At 62.2% G+C, this 25,574-nt stretch carries 26 protein-coding genes; 25 read left to right on the top strand and 1 reads right to left on the bottom strand.

What is annotated here, in order from left to right; translation table 11 throughout:
* The first annotated feature begins 74 nt into the window (after positions 1-74).
* The 4 genes from prfB (at position 75) to QOL62_RS12310 (ending at position 4,185) form a co-directional block, all read left to right on the top strand.
* The gene (gene prfB / locus QOL62_RS12325; protein WP_283406570.1) at positions 75-1,202 is read left to right on the top strand and encodes a peptide chain release factor 2; all 1,128 of its coding nucleotides are present in this window, start codon (positions 75-77) and stop codon (positions 1,200-1,202) included.
* A gap of 97 nt (positions 1,203-1,299) precedes the next feature.
* Positions 1,300-2,067 carry a class I SAM-dependent methyltransferase gene (locus tag QOL62_RS12320; protein ID WP_283406476.1) on the top strand — a complete coding sequence of 256 codons (768 nt, stop codon included), beginning with the start codon at positions 1,300-1,302 and terminating at the stop codon, positions 2,065-2,067.
* Positions 2,068-2,097: 30 nt separating this feature from the next.
* Complete coding sequence (locus tag QOL62_RS12315; RefSeq protein ID WP_283406475.1) at positions 2,098-3,504, top strand: NAD(P)H-dependent flavin oxidoreductase; 1,407 nt, start codon at positions 2,098-2,100, stop codon at positions 3,502-3,504.
* 195 nt (positions 3,505-3,699) lie between these two features.
* On the top strand, positions 3,700-4,185 hold the full coding sequence (locus QOL62_RS12310; RefSeq protein ID WP_283406474.1) for an SH3 domain-containing protein: 486 nt from the start codon (positions 3,700-3,702) through the stop codon (positions 4,183-4,185).
* Between the two features lie 152 nt (positions 4,186-4,337).
* Here the strand turns inward: QOL62_RS12310 and QOL62_RS12305 are convergent, their stop codons facing one another.
* The gene (locus tag QOL62_RS12305; protein ID WP_283406473.1) at positions 4,338-5,531 is read right to left on the bottom strand and encodes an acetyl-CoA C-acyltransferase; all 1,194 of its coding nucleotides are present in this window, start codon (positions 5,529-5,531) and stop codon (positions 4,338-4,340) included.
* 391 nt (positions 5,532-5,922) lie between these two features.
* On the opposite strand from QOL62_RS12305, the gene QOL62_RS12300 reads away from it, so the two are divergent.
* From QOL62_RS12300 to trhO, 21 genes are read left to right on the top strand one after another with little or no spacing between them, the layout of a single operon-like run.
* Positions 5,923-6,297: an NADH-quinone oxidoreductase subunit A gene (locus tag QOL62_RS12300; protein ID WP_103730585.1), complete on the top strand. Its 375-nt coding sequence runs from the start codon at positions 5,923-5,925 to the stop codon at positions 6,295-6,297.
* Positions 6,294-6,851 carry a NuoB/complex I 20 kDa subunit family protein gene (locus QOL62_RS12295; protein ID WP_103730586.1) on the top strand — a complete coding sequence of 186 codons (558 nt, stop codon included), beginning with the start codon at positions 6,294-6,296 and terminating at the stop codon, positions 6,849-6,851. Before QOL62_RS12300 ends, QOL62_RS12295 begins: the two co-directional genes overlap by 4 nt.
* Before the next feature lie 7 nt (positions 6,852-6,858).
* Positions 6,859-7,752, top strand: a complete 894-nt coding sequence (locus tag QOL62_RS12290) for an NADH-quinone oxidoreductase subunit C (protein ID WP_283406472.1) — start codon at positions 6,859-6,861, stop codon at positions 7,750-7,752.
* Positions 7,753-7,754: 2 nt separating this feature from the next.
* Positions 7,755-8,966, top strand: a complete 1,212-nt coding sequence (locus QOL62_RS12285) for an NADH-quinone oxidoreductase subunit D (RefSeq protein WP_103730588.1) — start codon at positions 7,755-7,757, stop codon at positions 8,964-8,966.
* Positions 8,963-9,313, top strand: a complete 351-nt coding sequence (locus QOL62_RS12280; RefSeq protein ID WP_103730589.1) for a nuclear transport factor 2 family protein — start codon at positions 8,963-8,965, stop codon at positions 9,311-9,313. Before QOL62_RS12285 ends, QOL62_RS12280 begins: the two co-directional genes overlap by 4 nt.
* A 19-nt stretch (positions 9,314-9,332) precedes the next feature.
* Positions 9,333-9,536, top strand: a complete 204-nt coding sequence (locus QOL62_RS12275) for a hypothetical protein (RefSeq protein ID WP_283406471.1) — start codon at positions 9,333-9,335, stop codon at positions 9,534-9,536.
* On the top strand, positions 9,529-10,197 hold the full coding sequence (locus QOL62_RS12270; protein WP_283406470.1) for a complex I 24 kDa subunit family protein: 669 nt from the start codon (positions 9,529-9,531) through the stop codon (positions 10,195-10,197). The genes QOL62_RS12275 and QOL62_RS12270 overlap by 8 nt, the downstream gene beginning before the upstream one ends.
* Positions 10,197-11,507, top strand: a complete 1,311-nt coding sequence (gene nuoF, locus QOL62_RS12265) for an NADH-quinone oxidoreductase subunit NuoF (RefSeq protein WP_103730592.1) — start codon at positions 10,197-10,199, stop codon at positions 11,505-11,507. The genes QOL62_RS12270 and nuoF overlap by 1 nt, the downstream gene beginning before the upstream one ends.
* Positions 11,507-13,525 carry an NADH-quinone oxidoreductase subunit NuoG gene (gene nuoG / locus QOL62_RS12260; RefSeq protein WP_283406469.1) on the top strand — a complete coding sequence of 673 codons (2,019 nt, stop codon included), beginning with the start codon at positions 11,507-11,509 and terminating at the stop codon, positions 13,523-13,525. The genes nuoF and nuoG overlap by 1 nt, the downstream gene beginning before the upstream one ends.
* Positions 13,522-14,568 carry an NADH-quinone oxidoreductase subunit NuoH gene (gene nuoH, locus QOL62_RS12255; protein ID WP_283406468.1) on the top strand — a complete coding sequence of 349 codons (1,047 nt, stop codon included), beginning with the start codon at positions 13,522-13,524 and terminating at the stop codon, positions 14,566-14,568. The genes nuoG and nuoH overlap by 4 nt, the downstream gene beginning before the upstream one ends.
* Positions 14,565-15,050: an NADH-quinone oxidoreductase subunit NuoI gene (gene nuoI / locus QOL62_RS12250; RefSeq protein ID WP_103730595.1), complete on the top strand. Its 486-nt coding sequence runs from the start codon at positions 14,565-14,567 to the stop codon at positions 15,048-15,050. The genes nuoH and nuoI overlap by 4 nt, the downstream gene beginning before the upstream one ends.
* A gap of 27 nt (positions 15,051-15,077) precedes the next feature.
* A complete protein-coding gene (locus QOL62_RS12245) occupies positions 15,078-15,695 on the top strand; it encodes an NADH-quinone oxidoreductase subunit J (RefSeq protein WP_283406467.1) in 618 nt (205 codons plus the stop codon).
* Positions 15,692-15,997, top strand: coding sequence for an NADH-quinone oxidoreductase subunit NuoK (gene nuoK / locus QOL62_RS12240; protein ID WP_103730597.1), 306 nt, complete (start codon positions 15,692-15,694; stop codon positions 15,995-15,997). Before QOL62_RS12245 ends, nuoK begins: the two co-directional genes overlap by 4 nt.
* A 4-nt stretch (positions 15,998-16,001) precedes the next feature.
* A complete protein-coding gene (gene nuoL, locus QOL62_RS12235) occupies positions 16,002-18,119 on the top strand; it encodes an NADH-quinone oxidoreductase subunit L (protein WP_283406466.1) in 2,118 nt (705 codons plus the stop codon).
* A gap of 4 nt (positions 18,120-18,123) precedes the next feature.
* Positions 18,124-19,656 carry an NADH-quinone oxidoreductase subunit M gene (locus QOL62_RS12230; protein WP_283406465.1) on the top strand — a complete coding sequence of 511 codons (1,533 nt, stop codon included), beginning with the start codon at positions 18,124-18,126 and terminating at the stop codon, positions 19,654-19,656.
* Positions 19,656-21,119, top strand: a complete 1,464-nt coding sequence (gene nuoN / locus QOL62_RS12225) for an NADH-quinone oxidoreductase subunit NuoN (protein WP_103730599.1) — start codon at positions 19,656-19,658, stop codon at positions 21,117-21,119. Before QOL62_RS12230 ends, nuoN begins: the two co-directional genes overlap by 1 nt.
* Positions 21,116-21,826, top strand: coding sequence for a biotin--[acetyl-CoA-carboxylase] ligase (locus tag QOL62_RS12220; protein ID WP_283406464.1), 711 nt, complete (start codon positions 21,116-21,118; stop codon positions 21,824-21,826). The genes nuoN and QOL62_RS12220 overlap by 4 nt, the downstream gene beginning before the upstream one ends.
* 20 nt (positions 21,827-21,846) lie before the next feature.
* Complete coding sequence (locus QOL62_RS12215) at positions 21,847-22,626, top strand: type III pantothenate kinase (protein ID WP_283406463.1); 780 nt, start codon at positions 21,847-21,849, stop codon at positions 22,624-22,626.
* Complete coding sequence (locus QOL62_RS12210) at positions 22,623-24,248, top strand: ribonuclease J (RefSeq protein WP_283406462.1); 1,626 nt, start codon at positions 22,623-22,625, stop codon at positions 24,246-24,248. The genes QOL62_RS12215 and QOL62_RS12210 overlap by 4 nt, the downstream gene beginning before the upstream one ends.
* Before the next feature lie 11 nt (positions 24,249-24,259).
* Entirely contained in the window at positions 24,260-24,547 is a 288-nt protein-coding gene (locus tag QOL62_RS12205) for a DUF1467 family protein (protein ID WP_283406461.1), read from the top strand.
* 43 nt (positions 24,548-24,590) lie between these two features.
* Positions 24,591-25,562, top strand: coding sequence for an oxygen-dependent tRNA uridine(34) hydroxylase TrhO (trhO, locus tag QOL62_RS12200; RefSeq protein WP_283406460.1), 972 nt, complete (start codon positions 24,591-24,593; stop codon positions 25,560-25,562).
* Positions 25,563-25,574 lie beyond the last annotated feature (12 nt).

Below are 25,574 nucleotides of genomic sequence, written 5' to 3'. Positions count from 1 at the left end.
CGTACTGCGCTAAGCGGTGCGGCTTGATCTTGTCCGGCCGGGCAAATCTCGGCGGTTCATTGGAGTTTGTCGTCATGCGTGCCGAAGGGCAGGCCCACATTGCGCGTATCGAGAAGGCCCTCGCGCTGGTCCGCAAGTTCCTCGACTGGGACCGCGCCTTGCGGCGGTTCGATGAGTTGAACGCGCGCGTCGAAGATCCGACCTTGTGGGACAAGCCCAAGGAGGCCGAGGCGGTCATGAAGGAGCGCCGTCGGCTTGAGGCCTCGATCGGCGCGGTGAACACGATCAGTCGCGAAATGCAGGATGCGATCGAATTCATCGAGCTTGGCGAAATGGAAGGCGATGAAGCCACGGTCGACGAGGGCATCGCGACCTTGGCGGCTCTCGCCGATCGCGCCGATGCCGACAAGGTGCAGGCGCTTCTCGCGGGTGAGGCCGATGCGAACGACACCTACCTGGAAGTTCATGCCGGTGCCGGCGGAACGGAAAGCCAGGATTGGGCCGAGATGCTGCAGCGCATGTACACCCGCTGGGCAGAACGTCACGGATACAAGGTCGAGCTGGTCGATTACCATGCTGGCGAAGCTGCGGGCATCAAGAGCTGTACCCTGCTGATCAAGGGCGAGAACGCCTACGGCTATGCCAAGACCGAAAGCGGCGTGCACCGCCTGGTCCGCATCAGCCCCTACGACAGTTCCGCAAGACGGCACACCAGCTTCTCTTCAGTCTGGGTCTACCCGGTCATCGACGATAGCTTCGAGATCGAAGTCAATCCGGCCGACCTGAAGATTGATACCTATCGTGCCTCGGGCGCGGGCGGACAGCACGTCAACACGACCGATTCGGCCGTGCGTATTACGCACCAACCCTCCGGCATCGTGGTGGCGAGCCAGATCGATCGCTCGCAGCACAAGAACCGCGAAATCGCGATGGGCATGCTCAAGGCGCGCCTCTTCGAGGAGGAGATGCGCAAGCGTGAGGAGGCCGCCAGCGCCGAGCACGCCAGCAAGAGCGATATCGGCTGGGGCCACCAGATCCGTTCGTACGTGCTGCAGCCGTACCAGCAGGTGAAGGACCTGCGGACAGGCGTGGTTTCGACTTCGCCGGACGATGTCCTCGACGGCGAACTGGATCCGTTCATGGCCGCGGCCTTGTCGCAGCGCGTGACAGGCGAAAAGGTCGAGGTCGACGAGGCCGATTGACGGCGCGAGGGCGAGCGTCTCCCCGCGGGACGCGCGGGGAGGCTTGATGGAATCGAACCGTTTTGCCAAGTCGGCGGGGACTCGCTAAGGGGCCGCAATGTTTCGCGCGCGCGCTCTTGTTTCAGCGGCTTACCTGCTTGGCCTTGTCCTCGCGGTTGGCGGTTGTCAGCAACCGGTCTCCGATGATGGAAGAGCGGAAACGGCGCGCGCCTTTCCCACGGCCGATCGCCCCTTTTCCAAGGCGGACGCCGCGAACTTCGCGTCGGAGACGCAGCGCGACAGCGTGAACGAGGCCAATGTGGTCATGGACCTCGCCAGGATCGTTCCGGGAATGAGCGTGGCTGATATCGGCGCGGGTGAGGGCTACTATACGGTGCGCCTAGCACAGCGTGTCGGCCCCCAGGGACGGGTACTCGCGGAAGACATCAACCAGGAAGCCAACGAGCGGCTGGGCAGTCGCGTGCTGCGCGAGCAACTGGACAACGTGTCCATCAAGCTCGGCACGGAAGACGATCCGCGGCTGCCTGCCAAGAGCTTCGATCGCGTATTCATGGTCCACATGTATCATGAAGTGAGCGAGCCTTACGCCTTCCTGTGGCGTCTGCGACCGTCGCTTCGACCGGGGGGGCGGGTGATCGTGGTCGACGTGGATCGGCCTACGGATCGCCACGGGATCGCGCCGCCTTTGCTTTTCTGCGAATTCGCGGCAGTGGGATTTCGACTGACGGAATTTGTTCGCAAGCCCGAGCTTCAGGGCTATTATGCGCAGTTTGAGGCCGTAGGAGCACGGCCGGAGCCGGCGGCTATCACGCCGTGCCGCATTTCAGGCGAAGCGGCGCCGAAAAATCATGGATCGCAGGGCTGAACGCCAAGCCTAGGGAAAGACGAGAGTACGATGAGTTTCAAGGGTCTCAAGCCAATCATGTACGGCGGCCGGGAAGTGTGGCCGCTGGTCGAGGGCGGCAAAGGCGTTGCCGCAACGAACCACATGAGCTCCGGCGCTTGGGCGGCAGCTGGTGGTATCGGCACGGTCAGTGCGGTGAATGCCGACAGCTACGATGCTGAAGGCAAGATCATTCCGCAGGTCTACAATGCCCTTACGCGCAAGGAGCGGCACCAGGAACTGATCAACTACGCAATTGACGGTGCCGTCGAGCAGGTGCGCCGGGCGTACGAGATCTCGAATGGCCAGGGTGCCATCAACATCAACGTGCTGTGGGAAATGGGCGGTGCGCAGCCTGTCCTTGAAGGCGTTCTCGAAAAGACCCGCGGGATGGTGGCGGGTGTCACCTGCGGTGCCGGCATGCCCTACAAGCTGTCGGAAATCGCCGCCCGCTTCAACGTCAATTACCTGCCCATCGTGAGTTCCGCCCGCGCGTTCCGTGCCTTGTGGAAGCGCGCATACCACAAGGTCGCCGACCTCATGGCGGCGGTGGTCTACGAAGATCCGTGGTTGGCAGGCGGGCATAACGGCCTGTCGAACGCGGAAGATCCGCTCAAGCCCGAGAACCCGTATCCGCGCGTGAAGGCGCTGCGTGAGACGATGCGTGCCGAAGGCATCCCCGACAGTGTTCCCATCGTCATGGCCGGCGGCGTGTGGTTTCTGCGCGACTGGAACGACTGGATCGACAATCCGGAACTCGGCTCCATCGCCTTCCAGTACGGCACCCGTCCCTTGCTCACGCATGAAAGCCCGATCCCGCAAGCCTGGAAGGATGAACTGCGCAAGCTTGAGCCGGGCGATGTCCTGCTGCATCGCTTTTCGCCGACGGGTTTCTATTCCTCGGCAGTGCGCAACCCCTTCCTGCGCAATCTCGAAGCGCGGTCAGAACGCCAGATTCCCTATTCCAAGGTGGAAGCGGGCGAGCACACCGTGCGCCTGGACGTCGGGGTAAAGGGTAAGAACTTCTGGGTTGCGCCCCGCGATCTGGAACGTGCCCGCAACTGGTCGGCGCAGGGCTTCACTGAAGGACTGCGCACCCCGGATGATACGATTATCTTCGTGAACCCGGCCGAGCGTGACGAGATCCGTCAGGACCAGGCTGACTGCATGGGCTGTCTTTCCCATTGCGGGTTTTCGTCTTGGAAGGATCACGACGACTACACCACCGGGCGGCTCGCCGATCCCCGGAGCTTCTGCATCCAGAAGACCTTGCAGGACATCGCCCACGGCGGACCAGTGGACCAGAATCTCATGTTCGCCGGGCATGCGGCGTACAAGTTCAAGCAGGATCCGTTCTACTCCAACGGCTTCACGCCCACGGTAAAAGAACTCGTCGATCGCATCCTCACGGGCGACTGATCGGGCAACGGACTACCAGGAACGACCGGCGCGGAGATTTCGGCGTCGGTCGTCGTGTATCGGGGTCTGAGGACATGGCCGCGTCGGCCATGCGGCAGAGGCGGGCCAAGTTCGAGTTGCCTTGTGCGGCTGCATCCACAGAGCCGTGCATGGTCATGCTTGAAGCAGTGGACCAGTGCTGCGTAGACTGGCGGAATGAAACCGCGCCAAATCCGTTACGCTTTCCTGCTTTGTGCCTGTGTTCTCGGTGTGAATGCCGCGCCGGCGACGGCTGCCAACGAGGACAAGGTCCCGTACTGGGCGTCTGTGGACGCCGAGGTTGCGAACATGCGGGTCGGGCCGGGGGACTCGTACCGCATCGACTGGGTGTACCGTCGGCCGCATCTTCCCGTGAAGGTGCTTCGCAGGGAGGGGCCGTGGCGCCTGGTGGAGGATCCGGATGGCGCGCAAGGATGGATGCGCGACCTTCTTCTGTCGCGGCAGCGCGCCGCCATCGTCAAGAAAGGCGAACTTGTCGATGTGCGCGCAGAGGGCCGTTCGGGCGCGCCCATGCTCTGGCGGGTCGAACCCGGGGTCGTTGGGCTCCTGGGTGAGTGCAAGGACGGCTGGTGCCCGTTCGATGCTCAAGGGCACAAGGGCTTTGTTCGCGAGGAGCGGCTTTGGGGAGCCGGTGCGCCCTGATTGAGTAAGGCGTTTCCAGTCTCCCGCGCGTCGGTGGCCGGCTCATCGTGCGTTTCTGTTCCGAACAATGACCCACTGCGGAGATGTCCTTTGACCCGCAAATGAAAACCCCCGCCGAAACGGCGGGGGTTTTCACGATGGGCTTGGGAAAGTCAGGCAAGTTCCACGGCAATGGCCGTAGCTTCGCCGCCACCGATGCACAGGCTCGCCACGCCCTTCTTCATGCCCTTTTCCTTCAGAGCGTTGATAAGGGTGACGATGATGCGGGTGCCCGAAGCCCCGATCGGATGACCAAGCGCAGTAGCGCCGCCATGGATGTTGATCTTGTCGTGCGGAATGCCAAGGTCGCGCATCGCGAACATGGCGACGCATGCGAATGCCTCATTGACCTCGAAGAGGTCCACGTCGCCGAGATCCCAGCCGATCTTCTTCAAAAGCTTGGTGATGGCGCCGACGGGTGCCGTGGTGAACTTCGAAGGCTCCTGTGCATGGGCCTCGACGCCGACGATCGCTGCGACGGGTGAAAGCCCCTTGTCTTCGGCCACGCTCTTGCGCGTCAGAACCACGGCTGCAGCGCCGTCCGAGATGGAGCTTGAGCTGGCGGCGGTGATGGTGCCTTCCTTGGCGAACGCCGCCCGCAGGGCGCGGATCTTGTCCGGGTTGCCCTTGCCGGGCTGCTCGTCAGTGTCGACGACGAGTTCGCCCTTGCGGGTTTTAACGGTGACCGGGACGATCTCATCCCTGAAGGCGCCGGAGTTGATGGCTTCCTGCGCACGCCGAAGCGATTCAATCGAGTAATCGTCCTGGTGTTCGCGGGTGAGCTGGTACTCATCCGCCGTTACCTGCGCGAAAGAGCCCATCGAACCGCCTTCGTAGGCATCTTCCAGGCCATCGAGGAACATGTGGTCGTAGATGGTGTCATGTCCGGCACGGGCACCGGAGCGATGCTTCTTCGACAGGTATGGCGCATTGGTCATCGACTCCATGCCACCGGCCACGACGAAATCGAGCGAGCCCGCCGCCAGTGCCTCTGCGCCCATGATGACGGTCTGCATACCTGAACCGCAGACCTTGTTGACCGTGGTGGCCTGCACGGACTTGGGCAGACCGGCCTTGATAGCAGCCTGGCGCGCGGGAGCCTGGCCCAGTCCTGCCGGGAGCACGCAGCCCATGTAGATACGCTCGATGTCTTCGCCTGCCACGCCGGCACGCTCGACCGCCGCCTTCACTGCGGTCGCGCCGAGATCCGTGGCGGAGACATCGGCAAGAGCACCTTGAAGACCGCCCATGGGCGTGCGCGCATAAGAGAGGATGACGATCGGATCTGACGCGGAGAGCTGGGCCATTTGCGTGCCTTTCAAACTTATCGACTATGATTGCCTCGTCGAATAATGTTGCGCTGCATCAATTGCAATGAGGCGACAGTGTGCGAGACCGCGGTATCGCCCGGCCGGATCACGTGAGCCCGTACGCTCGCTAGCCGCGACCTATTCGCAAAAGGCGCTTGCGGAATTCGAACAAAAGATTGCACGGCCCGACACATTGCCCCGTATGATCACGGAAACGGCAGCGTTGCACGGACTTAGCTGCTGCGCTGCAACGCAGGTGGTCGGATTAATGCTCCGCTACACCTTGCGACGAGCGGTTTGTGGGCCTAAGAGCGCCTCAACTTGACGGACTCCCATGACCTTTACGAGTCCGCCGACGTCGCATCCGCGGTAAGAAGGCAAGAGACCATTGACCGATCTGTCGCAATACCTGCCGATCCTCATCTTCCTGGTGATCGCGCTGGGCCTTTCTTCGGTGATCGTGTTCCTGCCGCTGGGCGTCGCCCGGCTGACAGGCACGCACCAGCCCAACGCCGACAAGAACAGTGAATATGAGTGCGGCTTCCCCGCGTTCGAGGATCCCCGCAGCCAGTTCGACGTGCGCTTCTACCTGGTGGCGATCCTCTTCATCATCTTCGACCTGGAAGCCGCGTTCCTGTTTCCCTGGGCCGTCTCGCTCGACATGACCGGCTGGGCCGGCTGGCTGACGATGATGGTGTTCCTCGGCGAACTGACCATCGGCCTCGCCTATGCATGGAAGAAGGGAGCTCTGGACTGGGAATGAGCACGCTCGTTAACTCAGCAGGCCAGCCTCTGGCAGCCGGTGGCGCGATCACGCCGCCGGACCAGTCGTTTTTCAAGGACCTCAACCAGGAAGTGTCCGACAAGGGTTTCCTGGTCACATCAACGGAAGAGCTGTTCCAGTGGGCCCGCACGGGTTCGCTGTGGTGGATGACCTTCGGCCTCGCGTGCTGCGCGGTCGAGATGATCCACGTCAATATGCCTCGCTATGATATGGAGCGCTTTGGCGCCGCCCCGCGCGCTTCGCCTCGCCAGTCGGACGTCATGATCGTTGCCGGCACGCTGTGCAACAAGATGGCGCCTGCGTTGCGCAAGGTCTACGACCAGATGTCCGAGCCCAAGTATGTCATTTCGATGGGAAGCTGCGCCAACGGCGGCGGCTACTATCACTACAGCTACTCGGTGGTGCGCGGCTGTGACCGTATCGTACCAGTGGACATCTACGTACCCGGCTGCCCGCCGAGTGCCGAAGCGCTGCTCTATGGCGTGATGCAGCTTCAGCGGAAGATCCGCCGCGTGGGCACTGTCGAGAGGTAAGGACCAGATGCCCGTTTTGCATTCCGCGCCGAAGATCAGCTCGAACGTGGGCGTGCTGGATACGCTCGCAGCCGCGCTGGGCTCGAAGGTTGTCGCCTCGAAGGAGGAGCACGGCGAAATCGTGCTCACCGTCCCGCGCGACGAGATCGAGGAAGCGTTGCGCATCCTTCGTGACGATCACCAGTACCAGCAGTTGATGGAAATCGCCGGCGTTGACTACCCGTCGCGGCCTGAGCGTTTCGAAGTCGTCTACATGCTGCTGTCCGTGACGAAGAACCATCGTCTGCTCGTCAAGGTGGCCGCCAGCGAAACCACGCCTGTTCCCACGGTCACGACCCTGTGGCCCAATGCCGGGTGGTTGGAGCGTGAAGTTTTCGATCTGTACGGCGTCATCTTCGCCGGCAACCCGGACCTTCGCCGTATCCTCACCGACTACGGCTTTGAAGGGCATCCCTTCCGCAAGGATTTCCCGCTCACCGGGTACACCGAACTGCGGTACTCGGAAGAGGACAAGCGGGTCGTTTACGAACCGGTCCGCCTCTCGCAGGATCTGCGTAGCTTCGACTTCATGAGCCCGTGGGAAGGTGCGGATTACGTGCTCCCCGGCGACGAGAAGGCGGCGGAAGCCGCAACGCCTCCGCCCGTCGTCGAAAAGAAGGTGACGGACTCAAAGGCTGACACCGGTGCGGGTGAAAAGGCCAATGACAAGGCGGCCGAGAAGGTGGCGCCTGCCGCATCGACCGGAACTGTCGCCGGCGAAGGGCAGGGCGATCCCGCACCGGTCACCACCGGCAAAAACGAGCCAGGGGCTCCGGATCCGACCGGCAGCCGTCCCGATCGTGGCGCCACCGGAGGCGCAGCCGCCAAGGAAGGCACCGGCCCGGCGCCGGAGGGAAGCTGAAGATGAGCATGCAGCTTGAACAGTCGCCCACGACCGGCGACGAGGTCATCACCAACTACACCATCAACTTCGGCCCCCAGCACCCGGCTGCGCACGGCGTGCTGCGCATGGTCATGGAGCTTGACGGCGAAATCATCGAGCGGATCGATCCGCATGTCGGGCTGCTTCACCGCGGCACCGAAAAGCTGATCGAGCACAAGACTTATCTCCAGGCGCTGCCGTACTTTGACCGCCTCGACTACTGCTCGCCGATGGCGATGGAGCATTCCTACGTTCTGGCGGTCGAGAAGCTGCTGAACCTGGAGGTTCCGCTGCGTGCGCAGTATCTGCGCGTGCTCTTCGCGGAGCTGACGCGGATCAAGAACCACATGCTCAACATGGGTTCACACGTCATGGACGTGGGCGCTATGACGCCGAACCTGTGGCTGTTCGAACTGCGCGAAGATTGCATGAACTTCTACGAGCGCGCTTCGGGTGCGCGCATGCACGCGGCGTGGTTCCGGCCGGGCGGCGTCCATCAGGACGTGTCGCTGAAGCTGCTTGCCGACATCGGCGACTGGCTGGACACGCGGCTTCCGCGGCTGTTCGAAGACGCGATGAGTCTTGTGGTCGACAACCGCATCTTCAAGCAGCGCAATGTCGACATCGCCAAGGTATCCAAGCAGGATGCGCTGGCATGGGGCTTCTCCGGCCCCATGATCCGCGCGGCAGGCATTCCTTGGGATCTCCGCAAGGCACAGCCCTACGACGTTTACGATCGCATGGACTTCGAGATCCCGGTCGGCACGAACTCGGACTGCTATGACCGGTTCATGGTTCGCGTCGAGGAAGTGCGCCAGTCGGCTCGAATCATGAAGCAGTGTCTGGCGGAAATGCCGGAAGGGCCGGTCGCTTCTACGGATCGCAAGGTCGTGCCGCCAAAGCGCGCCGAGATGAAGAGCTCGATGGAATCGCTGATCCATCATTTCAAGCTCTACACCGAAGGCTTCCATGTTCCCGCAGGCGAAGTCTACGTGGCGACGGAAAGCCCCAAGGGTGAATTCGGCGTCTATCTGGTGTCGGACGGGTCGAACAAACCGTATCGCTGCAAGATCCGACCCACAGCCTTCAGTCACCTCCAGGCCATGGACTTCATGTCGAAGGGACACATGCTTCCGGACGCTACCGCGATTCTGGGCGCCATCGACGTCGTGTTCGGGGAGTGCGACCGGTGAGCAACCTTGACACGGCGAAAGCCATGATCGCGGCGTATAATGCCCAGGACGCCGATCTCTACGTCTCGTACATGACGGACGACGCCTGCGAGGCCAGCTATCGCGGCGCCATTGTTCGCGAAGGCCGGGAAGGAACCCGATCCGGACTGGCGGCTGCGTTCCAGCGCTGGCCGCAGAACAGCGCCGAGATCATCACCGCCGAGGAGATCGGTGCCTACGTGCTCATGCGCGAGCATGTGACGCGCGGCCCCGCGACCGACGGTTCGGAGTTGGTTGAGCCGTTCGACGTAGTGGCCGTCTACAGCTTCGAAGGCGACAAATGTTCGCGCGTCGAATTCATCCGTTGAGCGGGAAGGGGCGGGACCTATGACGAAGTTCAACACGGTCGAGATGATCCGGATCTGGGCAACGCTGACGGGGCTCTTCCTCGTCACGTTGTATTTCGCGGTTCTCTGGCTCGGGATCGTGCCCTCGCCGATTATCGCGATGCTCGCGACGGCCATCGGCGGCTTCGAGATTTTCTTTTTCGGCCAGGACCAGTGGCTGAAGCGCAGAGGTAAGCATGGCTGACCGCTATATCGAACCCGATACGCCCGAATTGAGGGCGCGTTGGGGTAACTTCGCCTGGACTGAGGTGAACGCCGCGAAGGCGAAAGAAATCATCGCGCGCTACCCCGAAGGGCGCCAGCGCTCGGCAGTGATGCCTTTGCTTGACCTCGCCCAGCGGCAGGTCGGCGCCCAAGAGAACACCCAGGGCTGGCTGCCGATCCCCGTGATGGAATATGTCGCGGCCCAACTCGACATGCCCATTATCCGCGTCGTCGAGGTGGCGACGTTCTACACGATGTACAACATTGCGCCCATCGGACGCTTCCATGTCCAGGTCTGCGGCACGACGCCGTGCATGCTTCGTGGCTCGGACGACCTCATCGATGCGTGCAAGGCGCGTGGAATGAAGAAGGGCGCCACCACGGCCGACGGCATCTGGTCGTTCACCGAGGTCGAGTGCATGGGCAACTGTGCTTCGGCTCCGATGGTCCAGATCAACGACGACAATTACGAGGACCTGACCCCCGACCGCCTCGATGCGGTGCTCGAGGCACTGCTGCGCGGCGAGACGCCCAAGGCAGGAACGCAGGATCCGGCCCGCCACACGGTCGAACCGGTCGGTGAGCCAACGAGCCTTGTAGCCATGAGGACCGAAAACCATGACTATCGGAGTGAGTGGTAATGGCTCTCCTCGATAAGGACCGCATCTTCACCAATGTTTACGGCTTCCAGCCGTGGAACCTGAAGGAAGCGCAGGCGCGCGGAGCCTGGGACAACACCAAGGATCTGATCGCGCGCGGACGCGACGCCATCATCGACGAGATGAAGGCCTCGGGTCTGCGGGGCCGTGGCGGTGCGGGCTTCCCCACCGGAATGAAGTGGTCCTTCATGCCCAAGCAGCCGCCGCTCGATCAGAACGGCAATCCAAAGCCCAGCTTCCTCGTGATCAACGCCGACGAATCCGAGCCGGGTTCGTGCAAAGACCGCGAGATCATGCGCCATGACCCGCACCTTCTGTTCGAAGGCGCGCTGGTGGCCGGTTTCGCGATGGGTGCGCGCGCGGCCTACATTTACATCCGCGGCGAATACATCCGTGAGGCCGAAGTGCTCTTCGCGGCACGTGAGGAAGCCTATGCGGCGGGGCTGCTTGGCAGGAACGCCGCCGGTTCGGGCTACGACTTCGACGTCTTCGTGCACCGCGGTGCGGGAGCCTACATCTGCGGTGAAGAAACCGCGATGATCGAGAGCCTTGAAGGGAAGAAGGGTCAACCCCGCCTGAAGCCGCCGTTCCCGGCCGGAGCAGGTCTTTACGGCTGTCCAACCACGGTGAACAACGTGGAATCGATCGCGGTCGCCCCTACGATCCTGCGGCGAGGCGCGTCGTGGTTCTCTTCGTTTGGTCGCGAGAACAACAAAGGCACCAAACTCTTCCAGATCAGCGGGCACGTGAATCGTCCCTGCGTGGTCGAGGAAGAGATGTCGATCCCGTTCAGCGAACTGATCGAGCGTCACTGCGGCGGCATTCGCGGCGGCAAGGACAACCTGCTGGCGGTCATTCCTGGCGGTTCGTCGGTTCCGCTGGTCCCGGCCGCCGACATCTGGGACGCGCCGATGGACTTCGACGGTCTGAAAGCGGTCGGTTCGGGCCTGGGCACCGCTGCCGTTATCGTCATGGACAAATCCACGGATATCGTCCGCGCCATCAGCCGCATTTCGTACTTCTACAAGCATGAGAGCTGCGGCCAGTGCACTCCGTGCCGCGAAGGCACCGGCTGGATGTGGCGCGTGATGGAACGCCTGCGCACCGGCGATGCCCATGTCGAGGAGATCGACATGCTGCAGCAGGTCACCAAGCAGGTCGAAGGCCATACGATCTGCGCACTCGGCGATGCCGCCGCGTGGCCGATCCAGGGCCTCATCCGCCACTTCCGTCCCGAGATCGAGCGCCGCATCGAAGAGCGGCACGGATCTCTGCAACAGGCAGCTGAATAATGCCCAAGGTCAAAGTAGACGGCGTCGAGATCGACGTCCCTGCAGGCGCCACCGTGCTGCAGGCCGCCGAACTCGCCGGCAAGGAAATCCCGCGCTTCTGCTATCATGAGCGCCTGAGCATCGCCGGCAACTGCCGCATGTGCCTGGTCGAAGTGAAGCCGGGGCCGCCCAAGCCGCAGGCCTCCTGCGCGCTGCCGGCCACCGAAGGCCAGGAAATCCGCACCGACTCCGAGATGGTCAAGAAGGCGCGGGAAGGGGTCATGGAGTTCCTCCTGATCAACCACCCCCTCGATTGCCCCATTTGTGACCAGGGCGGCGAGTGCGACCTGCAGGACCAGTCTGTCGCCTACGGCCGCGGCGGCTCGCGCTACCACGAGAACAAGCGCGCTGTGACGGACAAGTACATGGGGCCGCTCATCAAGACGACGATGACGCGCTGCATTCACTGCACCCGTTGCGTCCGCTTCTCCGAGGAGGTTGCGGGCGTCGATGAAATCGGCGCGCTGTATCGCGGCGAATCCATGCAGATCACCACGTACCTTGAACATGCGGCAAGGCATGAGATGAGCGCGAACGTGATCGATCTTTGCCCGGTCGGCGCGCTTACCAGCCGTCCCTACGCCTTCGAAGCCCGCCCTTGGGAACTGAAGAAGACGCTGGGTATCGACGTTTCGGACGCGACCGGCGCCAACATCCGGATCGACGCACGTGGCCGCGAAGTCCTTCGCGTGCTTCCGCGCAACAACGACGACGTCAACGAGGAGTGGCTGAGCGACAAGGCTCGTTTCCAGGTGGACGGTCTCATGAAGCGCCGCCTGGACAAGCCGTTCCTGCGCCGCGACGGCAAGCTCGTGCCAGCAACGTGGAACGAGGCCTTCGCAGCCCTTTCGACGCTAAATCCGGGCGCCTCCATAGCCGCTGTTGCGGGCGACATGGTTGATTGCGAGACGATGTTCGCAGCCAAGGCTCTTCTGGGTGCGCTGGGTTCGACTCTTCTCGAGGGCCGCCAGACGGGGATGGACTACGACACGTCCAGTCTCGCAGCCGTCAACTTCAACAGCACCTTCAACGGGATCGAGACGGCTGACGCCGTCCTGATCGTTGGATCGATGGTGCGCTGGGAAGCGCCGTCCGTGAATGTGCGACTGCGCAAGGCGGTCAAGCGCGGCGCGCGTGTCTTCCTCATCGGGCCGGAGTGGGAGACCACGTTCGGCGGCGAGTTCCTCGGTGAGGACCTCTCGGTAATGGGGAGCCTTCCGCAGCACGTGGTCGAGGTACTTTCCGGTGCCAAGCGGCCAGCCATCATCCTTGGCGGTGCGGCTCTTGGCCGCGGGGGTCTGCAGGCCGGCCTGTCGCTGGCCGGGCAGTTCAACCTGGTGCGCACGCTGGAGGATGGGACTGCCTGGAACGGCTTCAACGTGCTCCATCTGGCAGCGTCGCGCATGGGCGGCCTGATGTTGGGCTATGCTCAGCAGGGCGGCGTTGCCGACCTTATCGCGGCGAAGCCGAAAGTTCTCCTGTCGCTTGGCGCGGATGAAGTGGATTACACCCGCTTCGCGGATTCGATGATCGTCTACATCGGTCATCACGGCGACAAGGGCGCTCATGCCGCAGACGTCATCCTGCCAGCCTCGGCCTTCACCGAGAAGGCGGGAACCTACGTGAACACAGAAGGCCGCGTCCAGTTGTCGGACAAGGCGGTCTTTGCGCCCGGCGACGCTCGCGAAGACTGGACGATCCTGCGGGCTTTGGCAGATGCATTCGGCGTGACCGTAGGCTTCGACAGCTTCGAGCAACTTCGCGCCGCAATGGTGGCTGCTGTGCCGGCGCTCGGTGTTGAGGGCCTGGCCGACTACGGAAGCGCGCTTCCGTCGGGCGGCGGCTCGGCTTCGGGTGCGATTGCCTATCCGATCAAGGATTTCTACATGACCAACCCCATCGCCCGCGCCAGCGCGACGATGCAGCGTTGCTCGGCCGAGCTGCTGCATGGTGAGGACTTTGCGGAGGCAGCGGAATGACCCCGTTCTTCCAGTCTCTCGGGATGTCCTACGACTGGGCGTGGTTCGTCTCGACGATCTGCGGCATCCTGCTCATTGCGCTGCCGCTCATGCTTGCGGTGGCGATGATCATCTACGTCGACCGTAAGATTTGGGCCGCAATGGCGCTGCGCCGTGGGCCGAACGTGGTCGGGCCTTTCGGTCTGCTGCAATCCTTCGCTGACGGGCTCAAGGTCTTTCTGCAGGAAACCATCGTTCCTTCGGCGGCGAACAAGGGCCTCTTCCTTATTGCGCCGGTGGTGACGTTCACCGTCGCACTGATGGCCTGGGCTGTAATTCCGTTCAATTCCAACGCGATATTGGCCGATATTAACGTCGGTTTGCTCTACGTCTTCGCGATCAGTTCGCTGGGCGTCTACGGCACAATTATGGCGGGCTGGGCGTCGAACTCGAAGTACCCGTTCTTTTCGGCGATGCGCGCGTCGGCCCAGATGATCTCGTATGAAGTTTCCATCGGCTTCATCTTGATTTGTGTCGTCCTGTGGGCCGGCACCTTCAACATGAACGGCATCGTTTTGGCGCAGAAGGGCCATCTCTTCGGCATCGTCAACGGCTTTGTATTCAATCCGCTGCTGTTCCCGATGTGGGTACTGTTCCTGATCTCCGGCATGGCGGAAACGCAGCGTGCTCCCTTCGACCTTACCGAGGCCGAATCCGAGCTCGTCGCTGGCTATCAGACCGAGTACTCGTCGATGGCGTTCGCAGCCTACTGGCTCGGTGAGTACGCGAACGTGCTCCTGATGTGCGCGCTCAATGCGACGCTGTTCTGGGGTGGCTGGCTCCCGCCGCTCGACATTCCCGTACTTTACCTGGTCCCGGGCTTCGTCTGGTTCCTGCTCAAGGTCTTCTTCTTCTTCTTTGTGTTCAGCTGGGTGAAGGCGACGGTTCCCCGTTATCGCTACGACCAGTTGATGCGACTGGGTTGGAAGGTCTTTCTCCCCGTTTCGCTGCTGTTCGTTGTGATCGTCAGCGGCTACCTCATGGCTACCGGACACTTCGCATGACCGTCGGATATCTCATCAAGAGCTTCACGCTCTGGGAGTTCGTGAAGGCGCACTGGCTGACCTTGAAGTATTTCTTCAAGCCCAAGGCGACCATCAACTACCCGTTCGAGAAGAACCCGCTTTCACCCCGATTTCGCGGCGAGCATGCCCTTCGCCGTTATCCCAATGGCGAGGAGCGGTGCATTGCCTGCAAGCTGTGCGAAGCGATCTGTCCGGCGCAGGCGATTACGATCGAGGCAGCCCCGCGCAGCGACGGTTCGCGTCGCACCACGCGCTACGACATCGACATGACCAAGTGCATCTACTGCGGGTTCTGTCAGGAAGCGTGCCCCGTGGATGCCATCGTCGAGGGCCCGAACTTCGAATATGCGACGGAGTCGCGCGAGGAACTGCTCTATGACAAGGCCAAGCTCTTGGCGAACGGGGACAAGTGGGAGCGCGCGATCGCTGCCAACCTTGAAGCCGATGCACCGTACCGCTAACCGGCGCGCGCAAGGAAACAGGGCTCCATGATTCACGTAATCGCCTTCTATCTCTTCGCGGTGATGACCGTCGGCTCCGGCGCGATCACCATTCTGGCGCGCAACCCGGTGCACTCGGTGCTCTGGTTGATCCTCGCGTTCTTCAACGCCGCCGGGCTCATGGTTCTGACGGGGGCCGAGTTCATCGCGATGCTGCTTGTCATCGTGTATGTGGGCGCCGTCGCCGTGCTGTTCCTCTTCGTGGTGATGATGCTCGATATCGATTTTGCCGAACTGCGCGCTGGCTTTGTCCGGTACCTGCCGTTCGGCGCCCTTGTGGCGCTTGTGCTGCTGGCGGAAATCGTGCTCGGTATCGGCGCGTACAGAGCCGGGTCGCTGGACCTCGGCACGCCGGATGGCACGGCCGCAGCAGGAGCAGGCCTCTCGAACATCGAAGCGGTCGGCGCGCTGCTTTATAGCCGCTACCTGTTTCTCTTCGAGGCTGCAGGCGTGATCCTTCTCGTGGCGATGGTGGGCGCGATTGTCCTGACCCTGCGTCAACGCAGCGGCACCCGTGTCCAGAACATCCGGAAGCAAAATATGCGTCGACCGGATGAGGCGACGGTCAACGTCAAGCCGGAATCCGGCAAGGGGGTTCAGCTGTGATCGGCGTCGAACATTATGTCGTGGTGAGCTCGATCCTCTTCGTGCTCGGCGTTCTCGGCATCTTCATAAATCGCAAGAATATCATCGTCATCCTTATGGCGATCGAGCTCATCCTGCTTGCGGTGAATATAAATTTTGTCGCTTTCAGCGCCTTCCTTCAGGACCTGACTGGCCAAATCTTCGCCATGTTCGTGCTGACGGTGGCTGCCGGCGAGACTTCGGTGGGGCTTGCAATCCTCGTGATCTATTTCCGTGGCCGCGGCACCATCGCCGTTGACGACGTCAACCGGATGAAGGGGTAAGGTCGTGTCTATCCTCCTTATCGTCTTCCTGCCGCTGCTGGCGTCTCTCGTCGCCGGGCTGGGGAACAAGTCTCTCGGCCTGGTGGTGCCCAAGGTGCTGACAACCGGTGCGCTGTTCGTCGCTTGTGCGCTGTCGTGGCCGATCTTCCTCTCGTTTTTGGGGGGAGCTGGGGCAGCCTATGAGGTCCATGTCCTCAAGTGGGTCGCCTCGGGCACGATGACGTTCGACTGGACGCTGAGCGTCGACTCCCTGACGGCGGTCATGCTCGTCGTCATCACGTCGGTTTCGGCTCTCGTTCACCTCTACTCCTGGGGCTACATGAGCGAGGAGCCGGATCAGCCGCGTTTCTTCGCCTATCTGTCGCTCTTCACGTTCGCCATGCTGATGCTGGTGACCGCCAACAACCTCGTACAGATGTTCTTCGGTTGGGAAGGCGTGGGCCTGGCGTCCTATCTTCTCATCGGCTTCTGGTTCCGCAAGCCCTCAGCCGGCGCTGCAGCAATCAAGGCGTTCGTGGTGAACCGCGTTGGCGACCTTGGTTTCATGCTCGGCATCTTCGGCACGTTCCTTGTCTTCGGCACGGTATCGATCCCCGAAATCCTGGAAGCCGCGCCTTCGATGGCGGGCTCTACGATCGGGTTCCTCGGCGCCCGGTTCGACACCATGACGGTGCTGTGCCTCCTGCTGTTTGTCGGCGCTATGGGCAAGTCGGCTCAGTTGGGTCTTCACACCTGGCTGCCTGATGCCATGGAGGGGCCCACGCCGGTCTCGGCGCTAATTCACGCTGCGACGATGGTCACGGCCGGTGTTTTCATGGTTTGTCGTCTGTCGCCGATGTTTGAGCAGACCGAAACCGCTATGAACGTCATCGCCGTCGTCGGTGCCGCGACCTGCTTCTTCGCTGCGACCGTCGGCTGCACCCAGTGGGACATCAAGCGCGTGATCGCGTATTCGACCTGCTCGCAGCTGGGATACATGTTCTTTGCGGCGGGTGTGGGCGCCTATGGCGCGGCGATGTTCCACCTGTTCACGCACGCGTTCTTCAAGGCGCTCCTGTTCCTTGGTGCCGGCTCGGTGATCCATGCCATGCATCATGAGCAGGACATGCGGTTCTACGGTGCGCTGCGTAAGCACATCCCGATCACGTTCTGGACCATGACCGCAGGCACGCTCGCCATCACCGGGGTCGGTATTGCCGGTTTCGTGGGCTTCGCAGGGTTCTACTCGAAGGACGCGATCCTCGAGGCGGCCTTCGGCTCTGGCACTTCGGTCGGCACATTCGCCTTCTGGATGGGCATCGCCGCTGCGCTGATGACGAGCTTCTACTCGTGGCGCCTCGTCTTCCTCACCTTCTTCGGCAAGCCCCGCTGGATCCAGTCGGAGCACATCCAGCACGCGGTTCACGATGCGCATGGTCGTGACGACCATGAGCATCGTGGTGCGCCGGCCGAGGAGGATGCGGGCGAGATGACGGATCGCCATGACGCGCACGCCGCCGGCCACGGTGGCCACGCGGAAGGGGGGGCGCATCATGCGGTGGATACTGCCGGTGACGGTACGGGCGGCTATCATCCGCACGAGAGCCCGCTTGTCATGCTGTTGCCGTTGCTGTTGCTTTCGGTTGGTGCCGTAGCTGCGGGCTACATCTTCCACGACGCCTTCATCTCTGACGGAGAGGGTGAATTCTGGAAGGGCTCGCTGGTCTTCCACGAGCACCTCATCCACGCCATGCACGGCGTGCCGACCTGGGTGAAGTGGACTCCGTTCACGGTCATGTCGCTGGGCCTGCTGACCGCGTGGTACGGCTACATCAAGAACACCTCGTTCCCCAAAGCAGTCGCCGATCAACTCGGTCCGGTTTACACCTTCGTGTACCGCAAGTGGATGTTCGATGAGCTCTACAATGCCATTTTCGTCAAACCCGCGTTTTGGCTCGGCAAGGTGTTCTGGAAGGTGCTTGATATCGGCATCATTGACCGGTTCGGTCCGGACGGCGCGGCGGCTGTCGTCGCACGGGGTTCGACTTACGCGCAGAAGGTCCAGTCGGGCTATCTGTACAGCTACGCTCTTGTCATGCTGCTGGGCCTTGTCGGCGCCATCAGCTGGGTGATCGCGGGATAAGATGATGAGTGGTTTTCCGATCCTCAGCCTGATGCTGGCCGTGCCGCTGGCAGCGGCGCTGGCTTGCCTCTTTCTTGAAGCCAAAGCAGCGCGCACAGTTGCGCTGCTCGCTACCCTCGTGGACCTTGCCCTCGGCGTGGTGCTCTGGGCGAATTTCGACATCGGTGGACCGCAGTGGCAGTTCACTGAACGGCTCGAGATCTTCTCCGGGTTCTCATGGGCGCTCGGCATCGATGGCATCGCGTTGCTGCTGATCATGCTGTCGGTGTTCCTGATGCCGATCTGCATCGGTGCCAGCCGTTCGATCGAGAAGCGCGTTGGCGAGTACATGGCGGCGTTTCTTGCAGTGGAAACGCTCATGCTCGGCGTGTTCATGGCGCAGGATATCTTCCTGTTCTACATGTTCTTTGAAGCCGGCCTGATCCCGATGTACCTCATCATTGGGATCTGGGGTGGGGCCGATCGCATCTACGCAAGCTACAAGTTCTTCCTGTACACGCTCCTCGGCTCGGTGCTGATGCTGGTGGCGATGCTGTGGATGGTGAATACCGCAGGCACGAACGATATCCCGACACTGATGGCTTACGATTTCCCGCCCTCGGCCCAGAACTGGCTCTGGCTCGCGTTCTTCGCCAGCTTTGCAGTGAAGATGCCGATGTGGCCGGTCCATACCTGGCTTCCGGCTGCGCACGTTCAGGCGCCCACGGCCGGGTCGGTCATCCTGGCGGGTGTGCTGCTGAAGATGGGTGGTTACGGGTTCATTCGCTTCTCGCTGCCGATGTTCCCGGAGGCTTCGGTCTACTTCGCGCCGCTGGTATGGGGCCTGTCGATGGCTGCGGTGGTGATTACGTCGCTGATCGCGCTTGTGCAGAGCGACATGAAGAAGCTGATCGCCTATTCGTCGGTCGCGCACATGGCGATCGTCACGATCGGCCTGTTCGCCTTCAACGTGCAGGGTCTCGAAGGCTCTATGCTCGTGATGCTCAGCCACGGCCTCGTTTCGGGTGCACTGTTCCTTTGTGTCGGCGTCATCTACGACCGTCTGCACACGCGTGAAATCAACCGCTACGGCGGACTTGCGATCAACATGCCGCGCTACGCACTGTTCTTCCTGCTGTTCACGATGGCATCCATTGGTCTGCCGGGTACGAGCGGGTTCGTCGGTGAATTCCTGAGCCTGGGAGGCATCTACCAGGTCTCGACCTGGGCGGCGCTGATCTGCACGACGGGTATCATCCTTGGCGCGGCCTACATGCTCTACCTGTACCGCCGGGTCGTGTTCGGCGAGCAGAAGAACGCCGATGCAGCCGCCATGCCGGATCTCGACGGCCGGGAATTGGCCATGGTCGTGCCGCTCGCGCTGGCCGCCCTGTGGATGGGTATCTATCCGGAAAGCTTCATCGCTCCGATGCGCGCCGACATTGCCGCGCTCGATGCCCGCCTTGCCCGTGCAAAGCCGCAGGGCGACAGCGCGCCTACACCTGGAAAAGTTAAACCTGCGCACACGGATGATAGTGCGCATGGGGGGTCACACTGATGGACTGGTCGCACTCCCTGCGCCTTATCGCGCCGGAAGAAACGCTGAGCATTGCAGGCCTTATCCTGCTCCTGATCGCCGCCTGGGGTGGTGACAAGGCAAGTCGCCTCATTTCGATCCTTGCCGTCGCGGCGCTGGTGGGAGCGTCGTTCCTCGTCGCGCCCGCCCTGTGTCAGGGGGCGATGGGGCCGGACTACGCCGCGTTCTTCGGGCAGGTTCACGCCGATGCCTTCTCGAGCTTTGCAAAGATCCTGATCTACCTGTCAGCCGCATCGGCTCTTGTGGTTGCCCCGGCGTTCCTCAACCGATTGGGCGCAATGCGTCCGGAATTCCCGGTGCTGATCGTGTTTGCGGCATTGGGCAGCGGCATGATGGTGTCGGCGGGTGACCTCCTTGCGCTCTACATCGGCCTCGAGATGAACTCGCTCGCAGCCTATGTCCTTGCCTCGTTCGCGCGGACGGATGACCGCTCGGCAGAAGCCGGGCTCAAGTACTTCGTTCTGGGTGCACTGGCGTCGGGCATTCTGCTGTTCGGCATGAGCCTGACCTACGGTTTCACCGGCACGACCGCCTTTTCGGGCATAGATGCATCTCTCGCGGGGGGCCTGTCGACCGGCGCGCTGTTCGGCATCGTCTTTATCCTCGCCGGCCTGGCCTTCAAGATCAGCGCCGTTCCGTTCCACATGTGGACGCCTGACGTCTACGAAGGCGCACCCACTCCGGTTACGAAGTTCTTCGCGACGTCCGGCAAGGTGGCCGCCATCGGCCTGACCATGCGTGTGATGTTGGGCGCGTTCGGAGACCAGGTGGACGCCTGGCGTCAGATCATCGTGTTCGTCGCTCTGGCGTCGATCGTGGTCGGCGCACTCGGCGCGATCGGGCAGAAGAACATCAAACGTCTGATGGCCTATTCGTCCATCAATAACGTCGGCTTCATTCTGATCGGCCTTGCTGCGGCGAACGTGCAGGGCGCTTCGGCCATGCTGTTCTACCTCGTGCTTTACATTGCCATGACGGTGGCGGGCTTCGCGGCGATGCTGATGCTCAAGGACGAGAACGGCAACCAGGTCGAGGAGATTGCAAAGTTCTCGGGCCTGTCGCGTACCCGTCCGGGCCTGGCGCTGGCTCTGGCGATCGTGATGTTCAGCCTTGCTGGTATTCCGCCGCTGTTCGGCTTTTGGGGCAAGTTCCTCGTGTTCAAGGCGGCTGTGGATGCCGACATGATGGCGCTCGCCTTCCTGGGCTTTGCGGCTTCTGTCATCGGCGCGTTCTACTACCTGAAGATCGTCAAGGTCATCTACTTCGATGAGCCGGCCGATGCGGTGAAGGGTGAGAACGACATCTGGCACAAGGCCATCCTGGTGGTGACCTGCGTGTTCATCTCGCCACTGGGCTATCTCGCGAGTGGCTGGCTGCAGGGTCTCACCGACACGGCGGCGACCGCTCTGTTCCAAGCGCTTTGATCGAGGTAATCGCCGAGACCGGCTCGACAAACGCGGAGCTGTCTGGGCGCCTCGCCGCTGGGGACCGCGTGCCCGAAGGGCACTGGCTGGTGGCGGATCGGCAGACGGCGGGACGGGGTCGTCTCGGGCGCTCGTGGGACGGTGACGCGGGTAACTTCATGGGGTCCACCGTCGTCCGAGTGACCTCGGCGGACCCCGCACCGGCCTCGCTCGCACTGCTGAGCGGGGTCGCGGTCCATGAGACTGCGGCCCTGTTCGCGCCCGAAGGATTGATGTTGAAGTGGCCGAACGATCTCCTATTCAGAGGAGGGAAGGCCGCCGGTATTCTCCTGGAAATGATCCATGGCGTTGTGGTGATCGGTGTGGGGGTCAACATCCGGCACGCACCTGAAGTCGCCGGGCGGCGGACGGCGGCGCTGGCGGAAGGCGGCCCTGCGCCAACGCGCGATGAATTTGCCCGGGCACTGGCTGACTCATTCGAACGGGAACTGCAGCGCTGGCGGCATGGAGGGCTTGCTCCACTGCTGCGGCGCTGGCAAAGTGTGGCGCACCCAAAGGGCGCTGCTTTAACCGTTTTACCGCCGGGAGAAGGCGCGGTCGAGGGTAGCTTCGCGGGATTGAGCGAGGATGGTAACCTGCTGCTTCAACTGGATGACGGGTCCATCCGGGTCATCCACGCAGGCGACGTTGTACTTCCGAACACCTGAGCGTGAGGATTTCAAGACCGATGCTTCTCGCCATTGATGCCGGCAATACCAATGTCGTCTTCGCCTTGCACGAGGGCCGCAGCATTCGCGGCCGCTGGCGGATAGCGACGGATCCGCGGCGCACCGGGGATGAATACGCCGTCTGGCTGATGCAGCTTCTCGCCATTCGCGGCGTCAAGGCTGATGCGGTCACTCAGATCATCATCTCCACTGTAGTGCCTCGGGCGCTGCACAACCTCGAGATCCTCGCCCGCCATTACTTCAACGTCGAGCCACTGGTCGCCGGGCAGGGGCGGGCGGAATATGGCATCGACATCGATGTCGATGAACCGCGCTCCCTGGGGGCGGATCGCGCGATCAACGCGGTGGCGGCCCACGCGAAACACAGTGGTGATCTTATCGTCGTGGATTTCGGGACCGCCACGACATTCGACGTTGTCGACTTCAATGGCGCGTACAAGGGGGGCATCATAGCACCCGGTATCAACCTGTCTCTTGACGCGCTGGTCGGGAACACGGCGAAGCTGCCGAGGATTGCGATCGAAGCCCCGAAAAGTACAAGCGTGGTCGGTCGCAACACCGAGGACCAGATGCTCATTGGCGTCTTCTGGGGTTACGTGGCGATGATGGAGGGGCTTATCGCACGCCTCCGAACCGAAATCGGAAGGCCGGCCAAGGTGATCGCTACGGGCGGACTGGCCGTTCTGTTCGATGAGGCGACTGAAATCTTCGATGCCGTCGACGCGGATCTCACGATCGACGGTCTCGCAATCATTGCCGAAAGGGCAGCTTCCAAGTGATTCCCGGTAAGGAACTTCTGTTTTGCGCGCTTGGCGGATCGGGCGAGATCGGCATGAACGTCAATCTCTACGGATGCCAGGGCAAGTGGCTGATGGTCGATCTCGGGATGACGTTCTCGGGTAACGAATACCCTGGTGTCGATCTCGTATTCGCCGATCTCGAGTTCATAGAAAATGAGCGCGAAAACCTTCTCGGCATCGTCCTGACTCACGCGCACGAGGACCATATCGGCGCGGTGCCCTATTTCGCTGAGGATCTGGGGGTGCCTCTTTACGCAACGCCGTTCACGGCGAGGCTGGTGGCGGCAAAGCTGGAAGAGGCGGGGATACTGGATAGAGTCGAACTGATCGTGATCGAGGATCTCGAGACGTTCCAGTTGGGTCCGTTCGGCGTGCGGTATGTCCCGCTGGCGCACTCCATTGCAGAGGGCAACGCGCTTCTAATCGAGACGCCGTACGGACGGATCTTCCACACAGGCGATTGGAAGCTCGACGACGAGCCGCAGATCGGTACGCCGGCGACTCAGGCTGAACTGACCGCGATCGGCGACGAGGGCGTGCTCGCGCTTGTGTGCGATTCGACAAACGTGTTCAATCCGGAAGCGTCCGGTTCGGAAGGCGAAGTCTATCGCGGCCTTCTGGCTGAAGTGAAGAAGCATGCCGGGCGACGGGTGCTGGTGACCACTTTCGCCTCGAACGTGGCGCGGCTTCAGACGCTGGGGGACGTGGCAAGGAAGACGGGGCGTCAGCTCTGCGTTGCCGGGCGGTCGTTGGATCGGATGATCCAGACGGGGCAGGCGTGCGGCTACCTGAGGGACTTGCCGGACCTGGTTGATCCTGACACCGCCATGGATCTGCCGCGCGGCGACGTCCTGATCGTGGCGACGGGGGGACAGGGTGAGCCACGTGCAGCGCTGGCCCGGATCACGGACGGCAGTCATCCCATCAAACTGGACAAGGGCGATGTCGTCCTCTTTTCCAGCCGCCAGATTCCAGGCAATGAGCTGCAGATCGGGCGCATCCAGAACCGTCTGGCTGATGCGGGCATCATCATCGTGACCGACCGGCAGAGCCCGATTCACGTGTCAGGCCATCCGGGTCGCCCGGAGCTCGAAGCGCTGTATGGTTGGCTGCGGCCCGATATACTCGTGCCTGTGCATGGCGAAATCCGTCACATGAAGGAACAGGCGCGGCTTGGCCTGGCGAGTGGCATTCGGAAGGCAATCTTCCAGAAGAATGGCGACCTGGTGCGACTGGCGCCAACTCAGCCCGGAAAGTTTGGCGAAGTGCGGTCCGGGCGGCTCGTACTGGACGGCGACATCATTGCGCCGGCGGATGGAGAGGCGATCGTCATGCGCCGCCGCATCGCCTTCAACGGTGTCGTTTCGGTCGCCGCCGACCGGAAGGGGCACGTGGAGGTGTCCGCGGTGGGGCTTCCGCTGGACGAGGACTATCCCGCTTTCATCGAGGAGGCGAAGCGCGACGTGGCCGAGGCGCTGTCGCGAGCGAAGAAGGCGGATCGCGATGGACGGGCCGAGGCTGCACGGCTTGCGGCACGGCGGGCGGCGACACGCTGGTCCGGCAAGAAGCCACAGGTCCAGGTGCTGCTGCTGGAGGATTAGGACCGATGGCAATGAACTGGACCTCAATCGCAGCGATCTACGTGCTCTTCTGGGTGATGAGCGCCTTCATCGTCCTGCCGATTGGACTGAGAACACCCGATGAGGTGGATGGCCACGTAGTGGGACGAGGGCACGCAGACAGCGCTCCGGTGAACTTCCGGCCTATGCTTGTAGCCAAGCGGGCAACGGTGCTGGCTGCCGTGCTGTTCGGCCTCTACTACGCCAATTACGCGCTGGGATGGTTCACCGTGGAGGATATCAATTTCTTCGACGCTCCGGTGAAGGATCTGGGTTACTGAGGTGCTCTTTGGCATCGCGGGCATTTGGCGCTAGATGCGCGCCATGGACTCCGACACACTGACACCGCCGCGCCTTTGCGTGGCCGCGCTCTACCGTTTTGCACGATTTGACGATCCGCTGGCCCTCAAGGCACCGCTCGACGCTGTTTGCCGCGAAAACGGTATTCGCGGGACGTTGCTGCTGGCGCAAGAAGGCATCAACGGCACAATTGCAGGCAGCCGGAGCGGCATCGAGGCGGTGCTTGGCCACGTGCGCTCGTTGCCGGGCTGCGTGGACGTGGACGTAAAGTATTCGGAGGCGGTGCAAATGCCGTTCCATCGGATGAAGGTGCGCATCAAGCGCGAGATCGTCACGATGGGTGAAGAAGGCATCGATCCTCAGGCGAGTGTCGGCACTTACGTCGAACCGGAGGATTGGAATACACTCATCTCCGATCCGGATACGATCGTCATCGACACGCGGAATGACTACGAAGTCGCCGTCGGCACATTCGCGGGGGCGGTCGATCCGGAAACGCGCAGCTTCCGCGACTTTCCGGCGTGGTTCAGGCAGGAACGCGAAACACTTCTCGCGGATGGCAAGACAAAAGTTGCGATGTTCTGCACAGGCGGCATCCGCTGCGAGAAGTCGACGGCGTTCCTGAAGCAGGAAGGTGTCGAGGAGGTCTATCACCTGAAGGGGGGCATTCTCAAGTATCTTGAGACCGTGCCACAGGAGCAAAGCCTCTGGCGGGGTGAGTGCTTCGTCTTCGACCAGCGCGTGACGATCGGGCATGGGCTGTCGCAGGGCAGCTACGGCCTTTGCCATGCCTGCCGCCGACCGGTGAGCGATGAAGACCGCGTATCATCGCTTTACGAGGAGGGTGTGAGTTGTCCCGCTTGCCACGGCGAGCGGACGGACGAGCAGAGGGCAACGTACCGGGAGCGTCATCGTCAGGAGACGCTCGCTGCCATGCGAGGCGAGGCACACGTCGGGGCAGCCTATCCGAAGCGAGAAGGCGGCGCGGCCGATTGAAGGGAAAACGGG

Origin of the sequence: Novosphingobium panipatense (assembly GCF_900182875.1) — a bacterium.
Taxonomy (GTDB): Bacteria; Pseudomonadota; Alphaproteobacteria; order Sphingomonadales; family Sphingomonadaceae; genus Novosphingobium; species Novosphingobium panipatense.
The sequence above is the reverse complement of the archived record's forward strand: the minus strand, read 5'-3'. Positions and strand labels throughout refer to the sequence as shown.

Excerpts from the sequence above, each read along its gene's own strand:
- QOL62_RS12215 (WP_283406463.1), top strand. The coding sequence starts at position 21,847 with ATGCTTCTCGCCATTGATGCCGGCAATACCAATGTCGTCTTCGCCTTG.
- prfB (WP_283406570.1), top strand. The coding sequence starts at position 75 with ATGCGTGCCGAAGGGCAGGCCCACATTGCGCGTATCGAGAAGGCCCTC.
- trhO (WP_283406460.1), top strand. The coding sequence starts at position 24,591 with ATGGACTCCGACACACTGACACCGCCGCGCCTTTGCGTGGCCGCGCTC.
- nuoN (WP_103730599.1), top strand. The coding sequence starts at position 19,656 with ATGGACTGGTCGCACTCCCTGCGCCTTATCGCGCCGGAAGAAACGCTG.
- QOL62_RS12285 (WP_103730588.1), top strand. The coding sequence starts at position 7,755 with ATGAGCATGCAGCTTGAACAGTCGCCCACGACCGGCGACGAGGTCATC.
- QOL62_RS12205 (WP_283406461.1), top strand. The coding sequence starts at position 24,260 with ATGAACTGGACCTCAATCGCAGCGATCTACGTGCTCTTCTGGGTGATG.
- QOL62_RS12295 (WP_103730586.1), top strand. The coding sequence starts at position 6,294 with ATGAGCACGCTCGTTAACTCAGCAGGCCAGCCTCTGGCAGCCGGTGGC.
- QOL62_RS12230 (WP_283406465.1), top strand. The coding sequence starts at position 18,124 with ATGAGTGGTTTTCCGATCCTCAGCCTGATGCTGGCCGTGCCGCTGGCA.
- QOL62_RS12315 (WP_283406475.1), top strand. The coding sequence starts at position 2,098 with ATGAGTTTCAAGGGTCTCAAGCCAATCATGTACGGCGGCCGGGAAGTG.
- nuoI (WP_103730595.1), top strand. The coding sequence starts at position 14,565 with ATGACCGTCGGATATCTCATCAAGAGCTTCACGCTCTGGGAGTTCGTG.
- QOL62_RS12245 (WP_283406467.1), top strand. The coding sequence starts at position 15,078 with ATGATTCACGTAATCGCCTTCTATCTCTTCGCGGTGATGACCGTCGGC.
- nuoF (WP_103730592.1), top strand. The coding sequence starts at position 10,197 with ATGGCTCTCCTCGATAAGGACCGCATCTTCACCAATGTTTACGGCTTC.
- QOL62_RS12320 (WP_283406476.1), top strand. The coding sequence starts at position 1,300 with ATGTTTCGCGCGCGCGCTCTTGTTTCAGCGGCTTACCTGCTTGGCCTT.
- QOL62_RS12275 (WP_283406471.1), top strand. The coding sequence starts at position 9,333 with ATGACGAAGTTCAACACGGTCGAGATGATCCGGATCTGGGCAACGCTG.
- QOL62_RS12290 (WP_283406472.1), top strand. The coding sequence starts at position 6,859 with ATGCCCGTTTTGCATTCCGCGCCGAAGATCAGCTCGAACGTGGGCGTG.
- QOL62_RS12305 (WP_283406473.1), bottom strand. The coding sequence starts at position 5,531 with ATGGCCCAGCTCTCCGCGTCAGATCCGATCGTCATCCTCTCTTATGCG.
- nuoG (WP_283406469.1), top strand. The coding sequence starts at position 11,507 with ATGCCCAAGGTCAAAGTAGACGGCGTCGAGATCGACGTCCCTGCAGGC.
- QOL62_RS12310 (WP_283406474.1), top strand. The coding sequence starts at position 3,700 with ATGAAACCGCGCCAAATCCGTTACGCTTTCCTGCTTTGTGCCTGTGTT.
- nuoH (WP_283406468.1), top strand. The coding sequence starts at position 13,522 with ATGACCCCGTTCTTCCAGTCTCTCGGGATGTCCTACGACTGGGCGTGG.
- QOL62_RS12270 (WP_283406470.1), top strand. The coding sequence starts at position 9,529 with ATGGCTGACCGCTATATCGAACCCGATACGCCCGAATTGAGGGCGCGT.